This is a genomic window from Steroidobacter agaridevorans, from assembly GCF_009932555.1.
Taxonomy (GTDB): Bacteria; Pseudomonadota; Gammaproteobacteria; order Steroidobacterales; family Steroidobacteraceae; genus Steroidobacter; species Steroidobacter agaridevorans.
Genome location: NZ_BLJO01000001.1, coordinates 601,441 through 622,051 on the forward strand (window position 1 = coordinate 601,441; position 20,611 = coordinate 622,051).

Below are 20,611 nucleotides of genomic sequence, written 5' to 3' on the forward strand. Positions count from 1 at the left end.
ACTGGTAGATCAACTATGAGCGACGCTTACATCGTACAGGCCCTGCGCACTGCCGGCGGCAAGCGCAATGGCAAGCTGGCGAGCTGGCATCCGGCCGACATGGCCGGTGAGATCCTGAATGCGCTGGTCGATCGCAGCGGGATCGATCCCGCCGCCATCGAAGATGTGATCCTCGGCTGTGTCAGCCAGGTCGGCGAGCAGAGTTTTCATATCGCTCGCAATGCTGTGCTCACCTCGCGCCTGCCCGATTCCGTACCGGCTGTCACCATCGATCGGCAGTGCGGCTCGTCACAACAGGCGCTGCAGTTCGCCGCTCAAGCAGTGATGTCGGGCACTCAAGACATGGTGATCGCAGCGGGCGTCGAGAGCATGACGCGCGTGCCGATGGGCAGTCCCGTAAGCCTCGCGCAGAAGGCCGGATTGGGTAGCCCATGGAGCGAACGCATTCGCAGGCGATACGGCGTCGATGAATTCAGCCAGTTCACTGGCGCGCAGATGGTGGCCGAGAAGTACCAGTTCACGCGCCGTCAGCTCGATGAGTTTGCGCTACTGAGTCATCAGCGCGCAGCGGCGGCCACGCTCGCCGGCGCTTTCAAGAAAGAGATCGTTCCTCTGCAAGTCGCGGACGGCTGGCATGACACCGACGAGGGTATTCGCTACGACGCCAACCTCGAATCCATCGGCGCCGTGAAATTGCTGAAGGAAGGCGGCGTACTCAGCGCCGCGAACGCCAGTCAGATGTGCGACGGCGCGTCGGGCGTGCTCGTCGTGAACGAGCGCGCGTTGAAGACTCACAACCTCGAGCCCCTCGCCCGCATTCACAATCTCACTGTCACGGGCGGCGATCCCGTCATCATGCTGGAAGAGCCCATTCCGGGCACACGCAAGGCCCTGCAGAAGAGCGGCCTGTCGATCGACGACATCGATTTGTATGAAGTGAACGAGGCGTTCGCGCCCATTCCCCTCGCCTGGCTGCAGGCCGTCGGCGCCAATCCGGACAAACTCAATGTGAATGGCGGCGCAATCGCGCTCGGTCATCCGCTGGGCGCTTCGGGCTGCAAATTGATGGCAACGCTGCTCAATGCACTCATCGCACGAGGCAAGCGCTATGGCCTGCAAGCCATGTGCGAAGGCGGCGGCCTCGCCAACGTGACCATCGTCGAGGTGCTCTGATCTTCGAACGCACATCGACTCTACCCTTGACAGCGGCAGGTCTCGATGTGCGATTATGATACCGACGCGCGATATTCGCACATCCGGATCTACTGTGGCTGAATTTCTAGACCTGCAAACCGCAATCCAAAGCACCGTCCGCGATGGCGATGTGGTCGCGCTCGAGGGCTTCACTCATTTGATCCCGTTCGCCGCGGGACACGAGATCATTCGCCAGCAACGACGCGACCTCACGTTGATCCGCATGACGCCCGACATTCTGTACGACCAGATGATCGGGATGGGCGTCGCCCGCGCGCTGCGATTTTCGTGGGGTGGCAATCCCGGTGTCGGTTCGCTGCATCGGTTTCGCGATGCCGTGGAGAATGGCTGGCCCCATCCGTTGCTCATCGAAGAGCACGCGCACGCTGCGATGGCCGCCGCTTATCAATCCGGCGCCGCTAACCTGCCGTTCGCAACGCTCCGAGGTTACATCGGCACCGATCATCCGAACGTCAACTCGCAGATCCGCCAGATCGTGTGTCCGTTTACGGCGGAGCGTCTGGCGGCTGTTGCATCGATCCGCTGCGACGTGGCCGTGATCCATGCGCAGCGAGCGGACCGCAATGGAAACGTTTTGCTCGAAGGCATCCTCGGCGTGCAACGCGAAGCGGTGCTCGGAGCCAAGCGCGCGGTCGTCACTGTCGAAGAGATCGTGGACGACTTCGGCCCACGCAGCCCGAACACGACTATTCTTCCCAGCTGGGTGATTACCGCCATCGCGCGTGTTCCACGCGGCGCATTCCCCTCCTACGCGCAGGGCTACTATCCCCGCCACAACGGCTTCTATCTCGCCTGGGATGAAATCTCGCGCGATCGCGACCGCTTCCTGGCGTGGATGCAGCGGTATGTACTCGATCGCCGTGAGGTCCTCGGTCCCGACTGTCTCCAAGGGGTGGCAGCATGAACGTGAAGCCCGCTACTCGCTCGGAAACGATGATCGTTGCAGCGTCACGCGCGCTGAAGAATGACGATGTTTGTTTCGTCGGCATCGGCGCGCCGTCCGCGGCCTGCAATCTCGCGCGTCTGACGCATGCCCCCGACATCGTCCTGATCTATGAGTCGGGAACGATTGGCACGCGGCCCAACGTGCTGCCGCTGTCCATCGGCGACGGAGAGCTTTGCGACACGGCACTGACGACCGTGCCGGTGCCCGAAATGTTCAGCTACTGGTTGCAAGGCGGCCGCATCAGCATCGGTTTCCTGGGCGGCGCGCAGATCGACCGCTACGCCAATCTCAACACGACGGTGATCGGCCCCTACGACGCACCGAAGGTCCGCCTGCCCGGCGGCGGTGGCGCGCCCGAGATCGGCGCTCACTGCAAGCAAACATTTATCACGATGGCACTGAACCGGCGCACCTTCGTGGACCAGTTGCCATTTATCACTTCGTTCGGTCACGGCCGCGGCGGCGACCACCGACGCAGCCTCGGACTGACCACCGCCGGCCCGACACGTGTCATTGCGGACATGTGCATTCTCGAGCCCGAGGCAGAGAGCAAGGAGCTGACCGTCACCGCACTGTACGAAGGCGTGACTCGCGATGACGTGACACGAGAATGTGGTTGGCCCGTGCGTTTCGCCGACACGCTTGCCACCTTACCCGCACCCTCCGAGCAAGAGCTGCGAGTGCTGCGTGATCTCCAGGAGCGCACGCGCATCGCTCACGGCGCTGTTGCGGCCTGAACGGCGCTGTTGCGGCCTGAGTAGCCAGATAGACCTGCAGGATTCGAATGACTCACGAAGCTTGGATCATCGACGCCGCCAGAACTCCGCGCGGCATCGGCAAACCGGACAAAGGGGCGCTTGCAGGAATTCATCCTCAACGCCTGCTCTCCACCGTGCTCAAGGCGCTCGCCACGCGCAACAGCGTCCACACGGTAGATATCGACGATGTCGTCATCGGCTGCAACACGCAGTTCGGTAAACAAGGACTCGATCTCGCGCGCATGGCCGCGCTCGATGCGGGTTTCGATCCGCTGGTGCCGGGCGTCACGCTCGATCGCTTTTGCGGCTCGGGCATGAGCGCCGCAGCCCTGGCCGCCATGGGCGTGATGTCCGGCACCCAGCGCCTCGTCTTTGCAGGTGGCGTCGAGTCGATGTCACATACACAGACGCTGCCGCGCGGCTCGCTGTTGATGGACTCAGGCAATCTCTCCCTGCGCCGGAAGTTTCCGCAGCCACATCAAGGCGTCTGTGCGGATCTCATCGCCACGCTGGAGCGCATCGGTCGGAACGAATTGGACACGCTCGCACTGGAGAGTCAGCGCCGCGCCCATATGGCGATCCTCGAGGGGCGTTTCTCACGCAGCCTGGTGCCGGTATTAAGCGACGATGGCAAGATCGCTCTCGAGAGGGACGAGTATCCGCGTCCGCAAACGACGGCAGAGGCGCTGGCGCAGCTCAAACCCGCATTCACCGCAGTCCTCGACAAGCCTCTCGACGATGCCGGACTCACTTATGGCGCGCTGCTGCGGCAGGTCTATCCAAACATCCGCATCGAACACGTTCACACCGCGGGCACGAGCTCAGGAATCGTCGACGGCGCGGCGGGTGTGCTGATTGCCTCAGCTGACTACGCACGCGCGCAGGGCTGGAAGCCACGTGCCCGCATTCGCGCGATGACGACCGTCGGAGGCGATCCCACATTGATGCTGAATGCGCCGGTGCCAGCGGCCAAAAAGGCGCTGGCGCTTGCAGGACTGACCGTACGCGATATCGACCTGTTCGAGGTGAACGAAGCGTTCGCCGTCGTGCCGCTCAAGTTCATGCGCGATCTCGATATCGATCCCGCCAAGGTCAACGTCAATGGCGGCGCCATCGCCCTGGGCCATCCCATCGGCGCGACCGGCGCCATTCTGATTGGCACCTTGTTGGATGAGCTCGAACGACGCGACCGCTCGATCGGCCTGGCCACGATGTGCACCGCTGGCGGCATGGCCCCGGCCATGATCATCGAGCGGATTTGAGCGTGACTGCGGCTCGCGAACATCTCGTCACGACGCGCCAGATCGCCACGCGCGACGGCGTGATGCTCGTCGCGGACGTCGCGGGCAATGCCGACGCGCCTTGCGTCGTGCTCGCACATGGCGGCGGTCAGACACGCTACTCCTGGCAGGCAACGCTGCAAGCGTTGGTGGCTGCAGGCTATCGAGCCCTCGCCTATGACGCACGAGGCCACGGCGAGAGCGGTTGGTCGCCCGATGGCAAATATTCCTTCTTCCAGCGCGCCGACGACCTGCGTGCGGTGCTCGATGATGCCGGCGGCGCAGCCATCCTGATTGGCGCGTCGATGGGCGGCATCACCTCGATGGAAGCGATCAGCAGTGGTTTGGTGCGTCCGGAACAAGTGCCGGCGCTGGTGCTCGTGGATATCGTGCTTCGCCCGCAACGGTCCGGCGTGCAACGGGTGCGTGACTTCATGGCTTCGCATCCGAACGGCTTTGCGACGCTCGAAGAAGCCGTCGACGCCGTTGCCGCTTACAACCCGCATCGGCCGCGTCCGAAAGATGGCGGTCATCTGATGCGCAACCTGCGTCGCGCCGCCGATGGCCGCCTGCGTTGGCACTGGGACCCGCGAATCGTGCCGGACAACATCGACGACGACATGGCCGAGCTGGAGCGCATCGCTCGATCGTTCGAACCGCCGCAGACCCTGCCGACCTTGCTCGTGCGCGGCGGCGACAGCGACGTGGTGACGCCAGACAGCGCGCATGACTTCAAACGATGGATGCCGCACGCCGAGATCGCTGTCGTGCCCAAGGCGGGCCACATGGTCGCGGGCGATAGCAATCGAACGTTCAACTCGGCCATCCTCGATTTCCTGGCTCGCCACGTGAGGCGACGAACCCAATGAGCAGTGCGAACTCCTCGGCTGGCGTCGTGATCGTCGGCGCCGGACATGCAGGCGCTCAAGCCGCCCTCGCCCTTCGCCAAGGCGGTTACACGGCGCCGGTGACGATGCTCACGACCGAGCCGGAGCTGCCGTACGAGCGTCCGCCGCTATCCAAGGAATATCTGGCCGGCGAGCGCGCGTTCGACAACATGCTCATCCGTTCGCAATCGTTCTGGGACGAGCACCGGATCGGCGTTCGTACTGCCTGCCGTGTGGTGAGCATCGACTCACAGGCCCGTCGCGTCGGCATCGCGGGCGGCGAGATGTTGAATTATCAGAATCTGATCTGGGCGGGCGGCGGCAATGCGCGGCGGCTGACATGCGCTGGCGGCGATCTCGCCGGCGTGCATTCGGTTCGCACGCGAGCGGACGTCGATCAGCTGCGCACGGAGATCGAGAGCGCTCGTCGAGTTGCCGTCGTGGGTGGCGGCTATATCGGCCTCGAGGCCGCCGCCGTGCTCAACAAGTTGGGCAAGCAAGTCGTGGTGCTCGAAGCGCTCGATCGCGTGCTCGCTCGCGTCGCTGGACCTCAGCTTTCGAAGTTCTATGAGGACGAGCATCGCGCCCACGGCGTCGATGTACGAACCTCCTGCGCCGTCGATTCGTTGCTTGGCGAGCGCGGCCGCGTGTGCGGCGTGCGCCTGAGCGATGGAACCATCCTCGACGCGGACATCGTGATCGTCGGCATCGGCATCGTTCCAAACATTGCGCCGCTCATCGACGCAGGCGCAGCCGGCAGTTCCGCGGGCGTGCGCATCGATGAGTACTGCCGCACGACGCTGCCAGGAATTCACGCAGTCGGCGATTGCGCGCTTCATGTGAATCGCTGGGCTGATGGCGCCGAGGTCCGCATCGAATCCGTGCAGAACGCAGTCGATCAAGCGACCGTCGCGGCCAAGGACGTGCTCGCCGCCCCGACCCCCTATCAGGCGCTGCCTTGGTTCTGGTCGAATCAGTACGACCTGCGTCTGCAAACGATAGGCCTCTCGCTCGGTCACGACTCGACGACCGTGCGCGGCATTCCCGCGAGCCACAGCTTCTCGATTGTTTATTTGAAAAGAGATCGAGTCGTCGCACTCGATTGCGTCAACGCGCCACGCGACTACGCATTCGGCCGCAAGCTCGTGAGCGGCGGACTGTCGCCCGATCCTGCGCGACTCGGCAATCCCGCGGTATCTCTCAAGGATCTCTGCGGCTGAAGGAATCGAGGTTCATGATCAATACTGCTCCACCTTCGATGCAGACGCGCGTCACGCGGCTGCTTGGCATTCGCTATCCCATCATCCAGGGCGGCATGCAGTGGGTCGGCCGCGCGGAACTCGCCTCCGCCGTGTCGAACGCCGGCGGACTAGGGATCCTCACCGCGCTCACGCAGCCCACACCCGAAGCTTTGGGAGCGGAGATCCGCCGCTGCCGTGAAATGACGAGCCAGCCGTTCGGCGTGAATCTAACGATGTTGCCCGCGACCAATCCGCCGCCGTACGAACGCTATCTGGATGTGGCCATCGAAGGCGGTGTACGCGTGCTCGAGACGGCGGGCAATGTGCCCGAAGCCTTCTTCGCAAAGGCCAAGGCGGCCGGCATGATCGTTCTGCATAAGTGCACGGCCGTTCGCCATGCACTCGCTGCCGAACGTCGCGGCGTCGACGCAATCTCCATCGATTCATTCGAGTGCGCAGGTCATCCGGGCGAAGACGACATCGGCGCCATGGTGTTGATTCCGGCCGCGGCACGCAAAGTGAAGATTCCGTTGATCGCCTCGGGCGGTATCGGCAATGGTCGCGGCATGGCGGCGGCCCTCGCTCTTGGCGCGGAAGGCGTCAACATGGGCACGCGCTTCTGCGCGACGGTCGAGGCGCCCATTCACGACAACATCAAACAACTGCTCGTTTCGCGCACCGAGCGCGAGACGAACCTGATCTTCCGTCCGTTTCGAAATACCGCTCGCTGCGTGAAGAACGCAGTCTCGGATGAAGTAGTGACGATCGAGCGCCGCGCCGGAGCCCAGTTTTCCGATGTCCAACCGCTGGTCTCGGGCCAGCGCGGCCGCGCTTCGCTGGAATCCGGAGATGTCGACGGCGGGCTCGTCTGGGGCGGCCAGATCATCGGACTCATCGACGACGTACCGACCTGTGCCGAGCTGATCCAACGCATGGTCACGGAATGCCAGGCGCAGTTACAGCAAGGCCTGGCGGCGTTTGTGCACTGAAGCTCCGCACGATGCGCGCACGGCGCTAGAGGGCGTCACGACGATAGGGACCGCCTCATTGGTCTATATTCACCCGCCCCCCTGCGATATAGTTTCTTACCGCCATCAATGGGATGACCACAAATGCTCGGGACGATCCTGCGGAAAGTGGCGAGCGCTGCCGGGGTGGAGATAAGCAGAAAGCGGGATGATTTCCTGCTTCACCTGTACGACCAAGAGGACGCGATAAGAAAACCCTATTTCAATATCGGCTCAGGCAGCTTCTGGCATCCCAGATGGACTAACGTCGACTTCGTCTCGGACCACTACAGCGGCGTCCAGCGCGACGTCGTTCATCATGATTTGATGAGCCTTGCGCCGCTGCCTATTCAGACGAGCGCCGCCAAGGTCATCTACACATCGCACACGATCGAGCACATCAAGGAAGCGGCGGTTGCGAAGCTCTTCGAGGAGGCCTATCGCTGCCTGATTCCCGGCGGGATTCTCAGAGTGACGACCGGGCCCGACGCCGATACCGATTACGCCGCGATGATGCGGGGCGACGCCAACTGGTTCTACTGGGACACTTGGTATCATTCCCCGGGAACCTATGAACGTCAGTACAAGGGACCGGCGGACATGGTGCCGCTCGAAGAGCGCTGGCTCGACCACGTAGCGAGCGCACTTGCCCCGAACAACCTCGCTCCTTCCAGAAAATTCGCCGCAGCCGAAATTCGAGAAGTCATCAACTCGATGTCCAAGGAAGAGGCCCTCGATTACTTCACGGGGCTTTGCTCGTTCGATCCCAGTCGCCCGCATAACCACATCTCTTGGTGGAATGCCGCAAAGATCGAGCGGTTCATGAGAGATGCAGGTTTTCAAACCGTCTATCGCTCCGGCTATGGCCAAAGCGCCAGCCCAGTCATGCGAAACTCTCGTCTGTTTGACAGCACTCACACACAGATGAGTGTTTACGTCGAAGCGGTTCGGTGAAGCCTGAGGCGCCAGCCGTGGCGCCGGCTTGCGAACGTTTCGCCACCGGGCCGGTCTTCGCCGGACGCGTGGCCTACTCGCGCCCGAGGGGTTGAGACCCCTGATTTTTCTTACCATTCAGGTGGCTGGGAGCCACCGCCGACGCCTTTTCAAGTTGGCGTCCCCACGGGGATTCGAACCCCGGTTACTACCGTGAAAGGGTAATGTCCTAGGCCTCTAGACGATGGGGACGCACATCGAAAACGTGGTGTTGGTGGAGCTAGCCGGGATCGAACCGGCGACCTCTTGCATGCCATGCAAGCGCTCTCCCAGCTGAGCTATAGCCCCACGCGAGAGGCGCGCAATGTAGGGAAGCGGGGCCGGGCTGTCAAGGAGACTTGATCGAAATCATGTCTTTGGGCGGTATTTGGGGCAAGTTTCATGGAAACACTCAGCCCTGCCCGCGCGCGTAGGCCAATGCCCGCTCCAGCCGCGCGACAGTGACTTCGCGCCCCAGCACCTCGAGCGTGACATCGATGGGCGGCGACACGGTGCCGCCCGACACGGCCACGCGGATCGGCTGTGCGACTTTGCCCATGCCGAGGCTCAGCTCGGCCGCGGTCCGGTTGACCGCATCGTGCAAGGCCGGAGCGACCCACTCGGTCAGCGCCGAGAGTTTCTGCAGCACCGTCGTCAGAGGGCCCACGGCCTCGGCGGTGAGATTCTTCTTCGCAGCCTTCTCCTCGTAGCCCGTGACATCCTCGAAGAAGAACCGGCTGTTCTGCGCCATCTCCTTCAACGTCTTGGCCCGCTCCTGCTGGGACTTCGCGACAGCGGCGAGCTTGCGATCGTCCGTGACATTCACGCCGAGCGCGGCGAGCTGCGGCTTCAGATACTTCGCTACATGCTCCGGCGTCGAACGCATGATGTGCTGTTGATTCAGCCACAGCAGCTTGTCGGGATTGAACGCGGACGCGGACTTGTTCACATCCTTGATGTCGAACAGCTGAGCCATCTCTTCCATCGAGAAGACTTCCTGATCGCCGTGCGACCAGCCGAGGCGCACCAGGTAATTGAGCAGAGCCTCGGGCAGGAAGCCCTCCTCCCGATACTGCAGCACACTGACCGCGCCGTGACGCTTCGACAGCTTCGCGCCGTCCTGGCCAAGGATCATGGGCACGTGCGCATATACGGGAACGGGAGCGCCCAGCGCCTTGAGCATGTTGATCTGACGCGGCGTGTTGTTGAGATGGTCGTCGCCGCGAATCACGTGCGTGCACTTCATGTCGCTGTCGTCGACGACCACGCAGAAGTTATAAGTCGGCGTGCCGTCGGAGCGCGCGATGATCAGATCGTCGAGCTCCATGTTGTCGAACACGACGTTGCCGTGAATGACGTCTTCGACGACGACGCTGCCGTCGATGGGATTCTTGAAGCGCACCACCGGCGACACGCCGGGCCGCGGCTCGGTGCGGTTCCGGCACGTGCCGTCGTAGCGCGGTTTCTGCTTGGCTTCCTGCTGGCGGGCGCGCATGGCGTCCAACTCTTCTTTCGAGCAGTAGCAGTGATACGCGTGACCGGCTTTGAGGAACTCGCCGATGACCTCGCGATAGCGGTCCATCCGGCGCGTCTGATAGAACGGACCTTCGTCGGCGCCGAGCCCGAGCCATTCCATGCCATCGAGGATGACCTGGGTCGCTTCCTCGGTGGAGCGCTCGCGGTCGGTGTCCTCGATGCGCAGGATGAACGTGCCGCTATGGCGACGCGCGTACAACCAGGAGAACAGCGCCGTGCGCACGCCGCCGATATGGAGCATGCCCGTGGGGCTGGGAGCGAAACGGGTACGAACGACCATGCGGATCCGCCTGCTGACGAATCAGCAAGCCGGGATGTCGTCCCTACCTAGTTTCATTGCTGAGGGATGGTGGGCGGTACAGGGATTGAACCTGTGACCCCTGCCGTGTGAAAGCAGTGCTCTACCGCTGAGCTAACCGCCCGGAATGCCGGCCCGACGAATCGCCATACGATTTGAAGGGGCGCGTAGTTTAGGGATGACGATGGGCGCGGTCAAATCATGTCACGTGGACTGGGGGCGGCCGGTTCAGCATTACCCAATACAGGCCCAGGCTGCTCACCGCCTCGACGAAGGCGCCGAATTCCACCGGTTTGCGGACATAGCTGTTGGCGCCCAGGTTGTAGCTGGCGATCACGTCGGCGTCCTGGCTCGAGGACGTGAGCACGACCACCGGCAGGTTGCGGGTCCGCTCGTCGGCACGCAGCCGTTTCAGCACGCCGAGCCCGTCGAGCTTGGGCAGCTTCAGGTCGAGCAGGATCACCGTGGGAGCATTCATCACATCGCGGCTGGCGTACTGCCCGGTGCCGAACAGGTATTCGATAGCCTCCACGCCGTCGCGGACCACCACGATGTCGTGCGCCAGGTTGTTCTTGCGCAGGCTGAGCAGCGTCAACTCCTCGTCGTCCGGGTTGTCCTCGACCAGCAGGATGTAGCGCTCGCTCATTGCTGCCCCTTGGCAATGCTGAAGTAAATCGTCGCCCCGCGATCGACGGCCGCATCGGCCCAGATGCGGCCGCCATGCCGCTGCACGATGCGCTGGACCGTCGCGAGGCCCACCCCCGTGCCGGGAAACTCCCCGGCCGCATGTAAACGTTGGAACACCCCAAACAGGTTCGTCGCATAGCGCAGATCGAACCCGACGCCATTGTCCTGCACGAAGAACGTCCTCTCGTTTTCGTCGCCGGCAACGCCATCGGCCGCCAGCGCGCCGAAGCGGATTTCCGCGACCGGCCGGCTGGCGGTGAACTTCCAGGCGTTGTCCAGCAGATTCTCCAGCGCAATCTCCAGCAGCCCGGCATCCCCGTCCACGACCAGCTGCGGCTCGATGACGATCGCGGCGGCCCGCTCCGGAGACGCCTCGCGCAGCCGGGTCAGGGCCGCGCGCACATACTCCGACAGGTCCACCTGCCGCCGTCTGAATTCCACCCGCGTGACCCGGCCCAGCTCCAGCAAGTCATCGATCAAGTTCGACATTCTTTGCGTACCAGCCAGTACGCGATCGATGCAGCGGCGACCGTCCGCGTCGATCGTCTCGTAATGCCGGTCGCGCAGCAAGCCGGTAAACCCCGCTATGGCGCGCAACGGTCCCCGGAGATCGTGCGACACCGAATAGCTGAAAGCCTCCAGTTCTTTATTGGACTCCTGTAGCTCCGCGGTCCGCTTTCTCACTCGCTCCTCGAGCTCGGCATACAGATGGGCGTTTTCCAGGCCGACCGCGGCCAGATCGGCGAGCTGGCTCAGCACGCGCTCGTCGTTGGATGCGAACTCCCCGCTCTGCTTGTCGGCGACGCATAGCACGCCGATGCGCCGCCCGGAGGCGGCCGCCAGCGACACGGTGAGGCCCCGCCCCTCCTGTAACACAGAGTCCGGCGCCACCGACGTATATTTTTCCGAATGTGAAGTCTTGCAGCACTCGACCGTTGCGTCGTCCGCGCTCTTCAACACACACACAGCAACGTGCGCTCCGACCAGGTCGCGGGCGATATCTGTAATGACCTGCAGCAGCTCATCCACCGTGAGCACTGAATTGACCTTGCGGGCCGCCGCCGCGAGCGCAGCCAGTTGAGTGAGATAGCGCTGCCGTTCCCGATCGGCCTCGTTGCGCTCGGTCACGTCCTGCATCGTGCCGATGATATGAGTGGGGCGGCCCGACTCGTCGCGAATCACGCGCCGCTCGGCGTGCACGTAACGAACCGATCCATCCGGGTGCCGCACGCGGAATTGCAACCCGGCCGAGCCGTCGCCGCGATTCGCTTCGCTGTAGGCAGCAATCAGCGCCGGCCGGTCCGCTTCGAGCACGACGCCGAGGAACGACGCCAGGCTCACCGAGCGCTCGCCTGGAATTCCCAGGATCGCCGTGGTCTCGCCATAGACGTTGAGCTTGTCGTTCGACAAATCGCGCTCCCAATAACCCAGCCGCGCAATCGCCTGCGCCAGCTCCACGCGAGTGAGGCTTTCTTTCAGCTGTGTCTGCGCATTCGCATGCGCGATCGCCAGCGCCACCAGGCTCACCGCCGCCTGCACGAGCACCAGCTCGCGATCCGACGGCTCGTACGGGTGCGGGTAGTAAACAGCTATGACAGCAATCAAACGTCCACGCGCCCCGAATACCGGCGTGAACCAGCAAGCTCGCAAGCCATGCTCAGCGCCAAGGGCGGCGAGCTCGCGCCAATCCGGATCTTTGGTGATATCGGCACAGGTCGCGGTTCGACCGCTGCGCAGCGCGTGGGCGCATGCACCGTGCGGCATGCCGAGCAATGCATCCTGGACGACCGACAGGAATCGCGACGGCAAACTCGGGCTGAATGCGGTGCGCACGCGACCGCCAGCCCCATCGAGAACCGTCACGGCGCATCTGGCATCGGCATCGAAGACTTCCATGATGCTGCAGATGCGCCGAAGCACATCGCCGAGCGTCGAGCCCGCGACGATCATCTGCAAGACTTCACGCTGCGACTCACGCAGCCGCTCGGCTCGCTTGCGATTTGTGATATCTCTCGCGACCGAATAAGTCGCGCCCGCGCCACCGGCGCCGGCCAGCCAGGTCGATGTCCAGCTCAGCTCGACCAGCGTGCCATCCTTGCGAACATAACGATTCTCGAATTCGACGACTTGCGCTCCGCGCAACACCGTCTCGTGCGCGAGCAGCGTGGCCTGCAGATCGTTGGGATAAATCAGATCGAGACACTTGCGTCCCAGCAGCTCGTCGGGCTGATAGCCGAGAATCCGTGCGGACGATGCACTGACGCGGACGAAGCGCGTGTGCGCGTCCGTCATGCACATCAGATCTTGAGACAGATCGAAGACGCGCTGCAGGTCGAGCAGCGGCGCGCTCGTCATCGAATCGTCGCTCGAAAGGTGCGTTGCCACCGCCGATACTCCCTGGCGCGGCCCTGGCCGTTTGTTGGTGTTGTCACGTTCCGTGGTGGAACGAGCCTACACCTCCAGCGTGCGCCTCAAGAATGCTCGAAGTCGCACTTCCCCCGCTTCATTGCCGGGAAAAGCGCGACTTCGGGACTATCGACGAGGGTGCCCGGCGGGTCTATGGGACCCGAGCACCCTGCGGGATCCGGTCAGTGGGCTTCCTCGCCGCCGATCATCTGCAGCAACTCTGCAGTGCGAGACTTCATCAGCGCCTCGTTGCCGCGGCTCTCGACGTTCAGGCGGATCAACGGCTCGGTATTGGACGAGCGCAGGTTGAAGCGCCAGTCGTCGAACTCGATCGACAGGCCATCGGTGAAATCGACGGACTTCGCGCCGGTCTCGTATTTGGCCTGCACGCGCGCGATCGTGGCCTTGGCGTCGGCCACTTTGCGATTGATCTCGCCGCTGGCGGGAAACTTCGCGATGCGCTCGCCCACCAGCTGCGACAGGGTTTTGCCGGTTTCGCACAGCAGCTGCGCCACCAGCAGCCAGGGAATCTGGCCGGTGTCGCAATAGCCGAAGCGACGGAAGTAATGATGCGCGCTCATCTCGCCGCCATAGATGGCGTCGGCCTGGCGCATCACATCCTTCATGAAAGCGTGTCCCGACTTGGACATCACCGCTTTGCCGCCGAGCGAGGCGACCATGTCGGTGGTCGCCCAGGTCAAGCGCGGATCGTGCACGATGCGCGCGCCCTGCTCCTGTTTCAGGAACACCGAGGCCAGCAGGCCGACGATGTAATAGCCTTCGATGAAGCTGCCGTTCTCATCGAACAGGAAACAACGGTCGTAGTCGCCGTCCCAGGCGACGCCGCAATCGGCTTTGTGCTGTTTGATCGCCTCGATGGTGGCGACCCGGTTCTGCTCCAGCATCGGGTTCGGCACGCCGTTCGGAAAGCTGCCGTCGGGCTGATGGTTGATCTTGATGAACTTGAACGGCAGGTGCGGCTCGAGCTGATCGACGATGAGGCCGGCGCCGCCGTTGCCGGCGTTGACCACGATCTTCAACGGCTTGAGCTTGGACTTGTCCAGGTACGACAGCAGGTGCTCGATATATTTCTTGGCGATATCGAGCGTGTGACGGGCGCCCTGCTTCGCCGGCTGCGCATAGTTGTTCGACTCGGCGATGCGCTGGATATCCTTCAATCCCGTGTCGCCGCTGATCGGCCGCGACTGCTCGCGCACGAACTTCATGCCGTTGTAGTCCGGCGGGTTGTGGCTCGCCGTCACCATGATGCCGCCGTCCATGCCTTCGCTGAAGGTCGCGAAGTACACAACCTCCGTGCCGCACAGGCCGATGTCATAAACATCCACGCCCGAATCGAGCAGGCCCTTGGTCAGGGCGGCGCACAGCTCCTCGCTGGACTTGCGGATGTCGCGTCCGACGATGACCCGCTTGGGCTTGAGGAACTCCGCATAGGCGCGCCCGATGCGATACGCCACCTCCGGGTTGAGCTCGCTCGGGATCCGGCCGCGATAGTCGTAGGCCTTGAAGCCGACGATGGCGGAAGACGGGTTGGACATGCGCTGCGTTCCTTATCTCTGGTTCTATAAACGATTCTGAATGTTTGCTCGTCCGGGGCGATTGGACGAGTGAGCTATTTCTCGCCTTCTCGCCCGTAACGATCCTCGAAGCGCACGATGTCGTCTTCGCCCAGGTAGCCGCCCGATTGCACTTCGATGATGTGCAGCGGGATCTTGCCCGGGTTCTCGATGCGGTGCTTGGTGCCCAGCGGAATGTAAGTCGACTGGTTTTCCTCCAGCAGGAAAACCTCCTCGCCTCGCGTGATCCTCGCCGTGCCCGACACCACGATCCAGTGCTCGGCGCGGTGATGATGCAACTGCAACGACATCGACGCGCCCGGTTTCACCGACAGGCGCTTCACCTGGAAGCGCTGGCCGTTATCGATGCTGTCGTAGCTGCCCCACGGCCGAAACACTTCCCGATGCAAGGAAGTTTCGTAGCGGCCCTGCTTCTTCAACTGATTGACCAGTTCCTTCACGTCCTGCACGCGGCTCTTGGGCGCGACCAGCACCGCGTCCTTGGTCTCGACCACGACGTGATCCTGCAGACCCACCGCCGCGACCAGGCGGCTGGTGGCGTGCAGATAATTGCCATGCGAGTCGGCGGTCAGCACGTCGCCGAGCACGACGTTGCCGTCGCCGTCGGCCGGAATCGCTTCGTGCAGCGCCGACCAGGAGCCGACATCGCTCCAGCCCGCGTCCAGCGGCACGACCACGCCGAGCTTGGTCTTCTCCATCACGGCATAGTCGAACGAGTCGCTCGGACAGGCGCTGAATTCCTTGGTCGGCAAGCGGGTGAAATCCAGATCGCGCTTGGCGGCGGTGACGGACTGCGCGCACGCTTCATAGATTTTCGGCGCCAGCTCGCGCAGCTCGTTGAGCACGGCCGAGGCGCGGAACAGGAACATGCCGCTGTTCCAGAAATATTCCTTCGACTCGACGTAGGACTTCGCCGTGGCGAGGTCGGGCTTTTCGACGAAACGGTCGATGCCATACGCCGGGCCCGCGCCGTTGACGCGCTTGATATAGCCATAGCCGGTTTCCGGCTTGTTCGGCACGACACCGAAGGTTACGAGCTTGCCTTCCGAAGCCGCCTTGCGACCGATCTCCAGCGCCGCACGAAACGCCTTCACATCGCGAATCACGTGATCGGCCGGCAGGATCAGCAGCAACGGATCGGAGTCACTGCCTCCCTTGGGCAGATCGGACACAGCGGCCATCGCGGCGACCGCGACCGCGGGCGCGGTGTTGCGGCCTACCGGCTCGAGCACGATGGCCCGAGGTTTGATATCCGCTTCGAGAATTTGCTCGGCGACCAGAAAACGATGGCTTTCGTTGCACACCACGACCGGCGAACCGAGCCCTTCGACACCTGCGACCCGCGCCAGTGTCTCCTGCAGCATGGTGCCCTTGCCGACCAGCGGCAGCAGCTGCTTCGGATACAGCTCGCGCGACAGCGGCCACAGGCGAGTGCCCGAGCCGCCGGAAAGAATCACGGGAATCAACATACGCTGTCACCTCGCCCGATGGCGTAGTACTTCAATCCGAATCGTTTCACAAAGGATGGGTCGTACAGATTACGGCCATCGAAAATCACTTTCTTGCTGAGCTGCGAGGCGATCAGATCGAAATCGGGGCTGCGGAATTCCTGCCACTCGGTGGCGATCGCCAGCGCATCGGCGCCTTGCAGCGCGTCGGTGGCCGACTTCGCCAGCACCAGGTCCGGGCGCTCGCCGTAGATGCGCTGGACTTCTTCGTGCGCCACCGGGTCGTAGGCCCGCACTTTCGCGCCGGCGGCCCACAGCGACTCCAACAGCGTGCGACTGGGCGCCTCGCGCATGTCATCGGTATTGGGCTTGAACGCCAGGCCCCACAACGCAATCGTTTTGCCGGCCAGATCGTCGTTGAACACCGCGCGCATCTTGTCGAACAACACCATTTTCTGGCGCTTGTTCACCGCCTCGACCGCATTCAGCAGCTCCGCATTGAACTTGTGATCGCCGGCGCTGCGCGACAGGGCCTGCACGTCTTTTGGAAAACAGGAGCCGCCATAGCCCATGCCGGGATAGATGAAGTGATAGCCGATGCGCGGATCCGAGCCGATGCCCTGACGCACTTTCTCGATGTCGGCCCCCATGCGCTCGGCCAGGTTGGCGAGCTCGTTCATGAAGCTGATCTTGGTCGCGAGCATGGCGTTGGCAGCGTACTTGGTCAGCTCCGAAGAGCGCACATCCATCACGATCATGCGCTCACGATTGCGCGTGAACGGATCGTACAGCGCCTTCAGCAGCTCGGCGGTGCGCGGATTGTCGGTGCCCACCACGATGCGATCGGGCTTCATGAAGTCATTGATTGCCGCGCCCTCTTTGAGGAATTCGGGGTTGGACACCACGTCGAACTCGACCTGCGCGGCACGCGCCTGCTGGGCCGAGCCGATCTTGGCCTTCACTTTGTCCGCCGTGCCCACTGGCACCGTGGACTTGGTAACCACCACCCGATACTCGTTGATGTTTTTACCGATCGTTTCGGCGACGGCCAGCACGTACTTCAGATCGGCCGAGCCGTCCTCGTCGGGCGGAGTGCCGACGGCAATGAATTGAAACAAGCCGTGTTTGACGCCCTCGACGGCGTCTGTAGTGAAACTCAGACGACCGGCCGCCAGATTCTTTCGTAGCAGCTCGTCCAGGCCCGGCTCGTAGATCGGCGACTCGCCGCGCTTGAGCATCTCGACCTTGCGCTCGTCGACGTCCACGCACAGCACGTTGTTGCCGACTTCGGCCAAGCAAGCGCCCGTCACCAGGCCCACATATCCCGAGCCGAAAATCGTCAATCGCATGGCATAACTCGCTGGACTTAAAAGAAAAAATTGCTTCGGCAGCTTAACGGACGCTGCGCAAGCGGTAAAGCAGTCGGCGGATACGGACAGGGCCGCCAGAATGTTCCATAACTTGAAAAAATTTCCACCGCTCGCGAGGGTGAATTCGCGGCTTTGTCGCTTTAACTATTAGGAACAGCAGCTTTGTCACGGACGACAACAGCTGTCCAAAGGAAGCGCGGGTCGTGCAGGGACGCACGCAGCGGCCAGAATTCGACAGGAGGTCGGAAACCGGCTCGCGACTGCTACGGAATCAGCAGGCTCGCAACTCTTCCTGAATGTCGCCATCGCGCTGCTCCCACGGCTCGAGAAACGACGCGCACAGGGAAAGTGATCGCAAATAAGAACAGGACGAAGGACCGGGTGCACACGCTGCCTCGCGCCAGGGAGGCCAGGCGCGCGTGTCACGCCACTCGACTCGGTCGCCGCGAGCCGCCGCCCACAGCGGTTCGCGGCGCCATTCGATTCAACTCATCGGATGACAACACGAGTGAACGACGGTTGTGCGACAAGCAGACCGCCGACTGACCTGCGCGGTGCCCCGGCAATTTTCCGAATCGACAAACAAAGACGCGGAGCACGTCCTGTGCTCCGCGGATTTTGGTTCATCCGGCGGGTGGGGAGCACCGGACTACGGACCTTCCTTGTCCTGGTCCGCATGATGCGATTCTGGAATGTTGCAAAGAGCCCGATTGGCGGGGCTTTTCGCCAGTTATAGCCTGCTTTGGAACGCAGGCTGCGTGCTAGCGGCGGTACGCGCCGCTCAATGACCGGTAGGCCCGTGGGGAGGGGTGCTGACCCGCAAGCGCCGTGTTTGTAGCGCGGTCACGTTCTTCAACTCCGTGTGAGCCAGGGCCGCCTTGCGGCTCCACACCAGATCCTGAATATCGCCGGTCGGCTTGTACTCCGCCACCGTCTGCATCAGCAACTGGCGGGCCTTGTCGCAGTCGAAGCGGCTCAGCGCAAGCGACATGTCATCGAGCACCTGCTGCACCTGGTGCCACGGCAATGAATGCTCCATGGCGCGCATGATCATCGAGTGCTCGGTACCGGTCACGTTGGTGCCGATCAGCAGCTCTTCGAACAATTTCTCCGCCGGACGCAGTCCGGTGTAGACGATTTCGACGTCACCGTCGGGATTCTCATCGTCGCGCACCGTCAGACCCATCAGGCTCACCATCCGCTTGGCGAGATCGGCGATACGCACCGGCTTGCCCATGTCGAGCACGAACACGTCCCCGCCCTTGCCCATCGAGGCGGCCTGCAGCACCAGCTGCGCGGCCTCGGGAATGGTCATGAAGTAGCGGATGACGTCCTTATGGGTCACCGTGACCGGACCGCCGCGACGGATCTGCTCGCGGAACAGCGGCACCACCGACCCCGACGACTCGAGCACATTACCGAAACGCACCATGCAAAAACGGGTGTGCGAGCTGCGCTGTTGCAGTCCCTGCAGCACGATCTCGGCGAAGCGCTTGGTCGCGCCCATCACATTGGTGGGATTCACGGCTTTATCCGTGGAGATCAGCACGAATGTTTCGGCGCGCGCCTCGAGCGCGGCTTCAGCGGCATTCCAGGTGCTGAAGATGTTGTTATAGATGCCTTCGACGACGTTCTGCTCGACGATGGGCACGTGCTTGTATGCGGCGGCGTGATAGATGGTCTGCACGCCGTAGATCTGCAGGATTTCCTTGACGCGATGTTTGTGATGCGCATCGCCGAGCAGCGCGACGACGTCCACAGTCAGGCCCTCGGAGGCGAGCAGCGCTTTGAGCTCGCGCTCGATCGTGTACAGGGCGAGCTCGGACATTTCGAACAGCAGCAGCTGTGTTGGCTGCAAGCGGATGATCTGACGGCACAGCTCCGAGCCGATGGAGCCGCCAGCCCCCGTTACCATGACCACCTTGCCCGCGATGCATGCGTCCAGCAGCCGGGCATTCGGCGGCACCGGATCCCGGCCTAGCAAATCACCGGCATCGACGTCGCGCACGTCTTCGACACGAGCGTTGCCGGAAAGAATGTCGCCGTAATCGGGCACCGTCTGCACCAGCAGCGACAGCGGCTCGATGGACTTGAGAATCTCCTGACGACGCCGGCGGGATTGAGACGGAAGCGCGAGCAACACCGCGGCGACCCCTTCGTTGCGGACCAGGTCCGGCAACGAGCGAGGCGAAAACACTTCCAGGCCGTTGATGGTGCTGCCGTGCAAGGATGCGTTGTCGTCGATAAATGCGATCGGGTGATAGCGGCCGCTGCGTACCAGGCCAGAGGCCAGTTGCACGCCGGCGCCGCCGGCGCCATAGATCACGACTCGCTGCGTGCCGTTCGACCACCGGAAATTGAGCAGGCTTCGGACCAGAAAGCGACTGCCACCGACGTAAATCAGTGCGAACGCCCAGTAGATCGGCAGCACCGACACGGGAATGGCGCGGCGTGGCCATAGCAGCGCTATCACTGTGAGCAGCATCACAGAAGTCGTGACACCGGTGAACACGGCCAAAATCGCGCGTGGACCGAGGTAGCGAATCACCGCGCGATACAACCCCATCCGGGTGAACACCAGCACGCTGGTGAAGAGCACGGCGACGTAGATCCAGTTCGAGCCCTGCGGCTCATGATGAATCGTGCCCAAGCGCAGCGTGAGCGCGGACCAGAGCACCAGCGGAATCCCGATCACATCCGCGAGCAGCATCAGCAGACGCTTGCTCGACCGCGGCAGCTGAGCCAGCCGATTGACAAAATTCTCGATCCACTTTGGCATGGATTCCGTCACTCAATTCGCTCCTTGGTGTGACCTACGGCGGGATCGAGGGTTAGCCGGGTGCCTCACCCCAAAGCTCCACCCGCGTTGCCGTTATCTCGTTGAGTCGTGATGAAGGTTCGGAAAGCACGCCGAACTGGCTGAATGCGATGGAATTCTCCCAGAAGTTGGCCAGCTTTGCACTGA

General features: G+C 62.8%; 15 protein-coding genes and 3 tRNA genes. 8 read left to right on the plus strand and 10 right to left on the minus strand.

Annotation, left to right across the window (positions count from 1 at the left end):
- Positions 1 to 15: 15 nt before the first annotated feature.
- The 8 genes from GYH35_RS02585 (at position 16) to GYH35_RS02620 (ending at position 8,288) form a co-directional block, all read left to right on the plus strand.
- The gene (locus GYH35_RS02585; protein ID WP_161827582.1) at positions 16 to 1,173 is read left to right on the plus strand and encodes an acetyl-CoA C-acetyltransferase; all 1,158 of its coding nucleotides are present in this window, start codon (positions 16 to 18) and stop codon (positions 1,171 to 1,173) included.
- Between the two features lie 94 nt (positions 1,174 to 1,267).
- Positions 1,268 to 2,119: a CoA transferase subunit A gene (locus GYH35_RS02590; RefSeq protein ID WP_202624037.1), complete on the plus strand. Its 852-nt coding sequence runs from the start codon at positions 1,268 to 1,270 to the stop codon at positions 2,117 to 2,119.
- Positions 2,116 to 2,898, plus strand: coding sequence for a CoA-transferase subunit beta (locus GYH35_RS02595; protein WP_161827584.1), 783 nt, complete (start codon positions 2,116 to 2,118; stop codon positions 2,896 to 2,898). The genes GYH35_RS02590 and GYH35_RS02595 overlap by 4 nt, the downstream gene beginning before the upstream one ends.
- Positions 2,899 to 2,945: 47 nt before the next feature.
- Positions 2,946 to 4,181, plus strand: coding sequence for an acetyl-CoA C-acetyltransferase (locus GYH35_RS02600; RefSeq protein ID WP_161827585.1), 1,236 nt, complete (start codon positions 2,946 to 2,948; stop codon positions 4,179 to 4,181).
- A gap of 2 nt (positions 4,182 to 4,183) precedes the next feature.
- Entirely contained in the window at positions 4,184 to 5,068 is an 885-nt protein-coding gene (locus tag GYH35_RS02605; RefSeq protein ID WP_202624038.1) for an alpha/beta fold hydrolase, read from the plus strand.
- On the plus strand, positions 5,065 to 6,306 hold the full coding sequence (locus tag GYH35_RS02610) for an NAD(P)/FAD-dependent oxidoreductase (RefSeq protein WP_161827586.1): 1,242 nt from the start codon (positions 5,065 to 5,067) through the stop codon (positions 6,304 to 6,306). The genes GYH35_RS02605 and GYH35_RS02610 overlap by 4 nt, the downstream gene beginning before the upstream one ends.
- Before the next feature lie 38 nt (positions 6,307 to 6,344).
- The gene (locus tag GYH35_RS02615; protein ID WP_161827967.1) at positions 6,345 to 7,316 is read left to right on the plus strand and encodes an NAD(P)H-dependent flavin oxidoreductase; all 972 of its coding nucleotides are present in this window, start codon (positions 6,345 to 6,347) and stop codon (positions 7,314 to 7,316) included.
- 123 nt (positions 7,317 to 7,439) lie between these two features.
- Positions 7,440 to 8,288, plus strand: a complete 849-nt coding sequence (locus GYH35_RS02620; protein ID WP_161813719.1) for a methyltransferase domain-containing protein — start codon at positions 7,440 to 7,442, stop codon at positions 8,286 to 8,288.
- A gap of 155 nt (positions 8,289 to 8,443) precedes the next feature.
- On the opposite strand, the gene GYH35_RS02625 is transcribed toward GYH35_RS02620, so the two are convergent.
- The 10 genes from GYH35_RS02625 to GYH35_RS02670 form a co-directional block, all read right to left on the minus strand.
- Positions 8,444 to 8,519 (minus strand) — tRNA-Glu (locus GYH35_RS02625).
- A 20-nt stretch (positions 8,520 to 8,539) separates the two neighbouring features.
- Positions 8,540 to 8,615, minus strand: a tRNA-Ala gene (locus tag GYH35_RS02630).
- Between the two features lie 103 nt (positions 8,616 to 8,718).
- Positions 8,719 to 10,122, minus strand: a complete 1,404-nt coding sequence (gltX, locus tag GYH35_RS02635; protein WP_161827587.1) for a glutamate--tRNA ligase — start codon at positions 10,120 to 10,122, stop codon at positions 8,719 to 8,721.
- Positions 10,123 to 10,189: 67 nt separating this feature from the next.
- Positions 10,190 to 10,264, minus strand: a tRNA-Val gene (locus tag GYH35_RS02640).
- A gap of 75 nt (positions 10,265 to 10,339) precedes the next feature.
- Positions 10,340 to 10,786, minus strand: a complete 447-nt coding sequence (locus GYH35_RS02645) for a response regulator (protein WP_129645439.1) — start codon at positions 10,784 to 10,786, stop codon at positions 10,340 to 10,342.
- Complete coding sequence (locus GYH35_RS02650) at positions 10,783 to 13,212, minus strand: PAS domain S-box protein (protein ID WP_161813717.1); 2,430 nt, start codon at positions 13,210 to 13,212, stop codon at positions 10,783 to 10,785. The genes GYH35_RS02645 and GYH35_RS02650 overlap by 4 nt, the downstream gene beginning before the upstream one ends.
- Before the next feature lie 203 nt (positions 13,213 to 13,415).
- Positions 13,416 to 14,789: a phosphohexomutase domain-containing protein gene (locus GYH35_RS02655; protein WP_161827588.1), complete on the minus strand. Its 1,374-nt coding sequence runs from the start codon at positions 14,787 to 14,789 to the stop codon at positions 13,416 to 13,418.
- 74 nt (positions 14,790 to 14,863) lie between these two features.
- Positions 14,864 to 16,297, minus strand: coding sequence for a mannose-1-phosphate guanylyltransferase/mannose-6-phosphate isomerase (locus GYH35_RS02660; protein WP_161813715.1), 1,434 nt, complete (start codon positions 16,295 to 16,297; stop codon positions 14,864 to 14,866).
- A complete protein-coding gene (locus GYH35_RS02665; RefSeq protein WP_161813714.1) occupies positions 16,291 to 17,625 on the minus strand; it encodes a UDP-glucose dehydrogenase family protein in 1,335 nt (444 codons plus the stop codon). The genes GYH35_RS02660 and GYH35_RS02665 overlap by 7 nt, the downstream gene beginning before the upstream one ends.
- Positions 17,626 to 18,427: 802 nt before the next feature.
- Positions 18,428 to 20,437, minus strand: a complete 2,010-nt coding sequence (locus tag GYH35_RS02670) for a nucleoside-diphosphate sugar epimerase/dehydratase (protein ID WP_202624040.1) — start codon at positions 20,435 to 20,437, stop codon at positions 18,428 to 18,430.
- Positions 20,438 to 20,611: the final 174 nt, after the last annotated feature.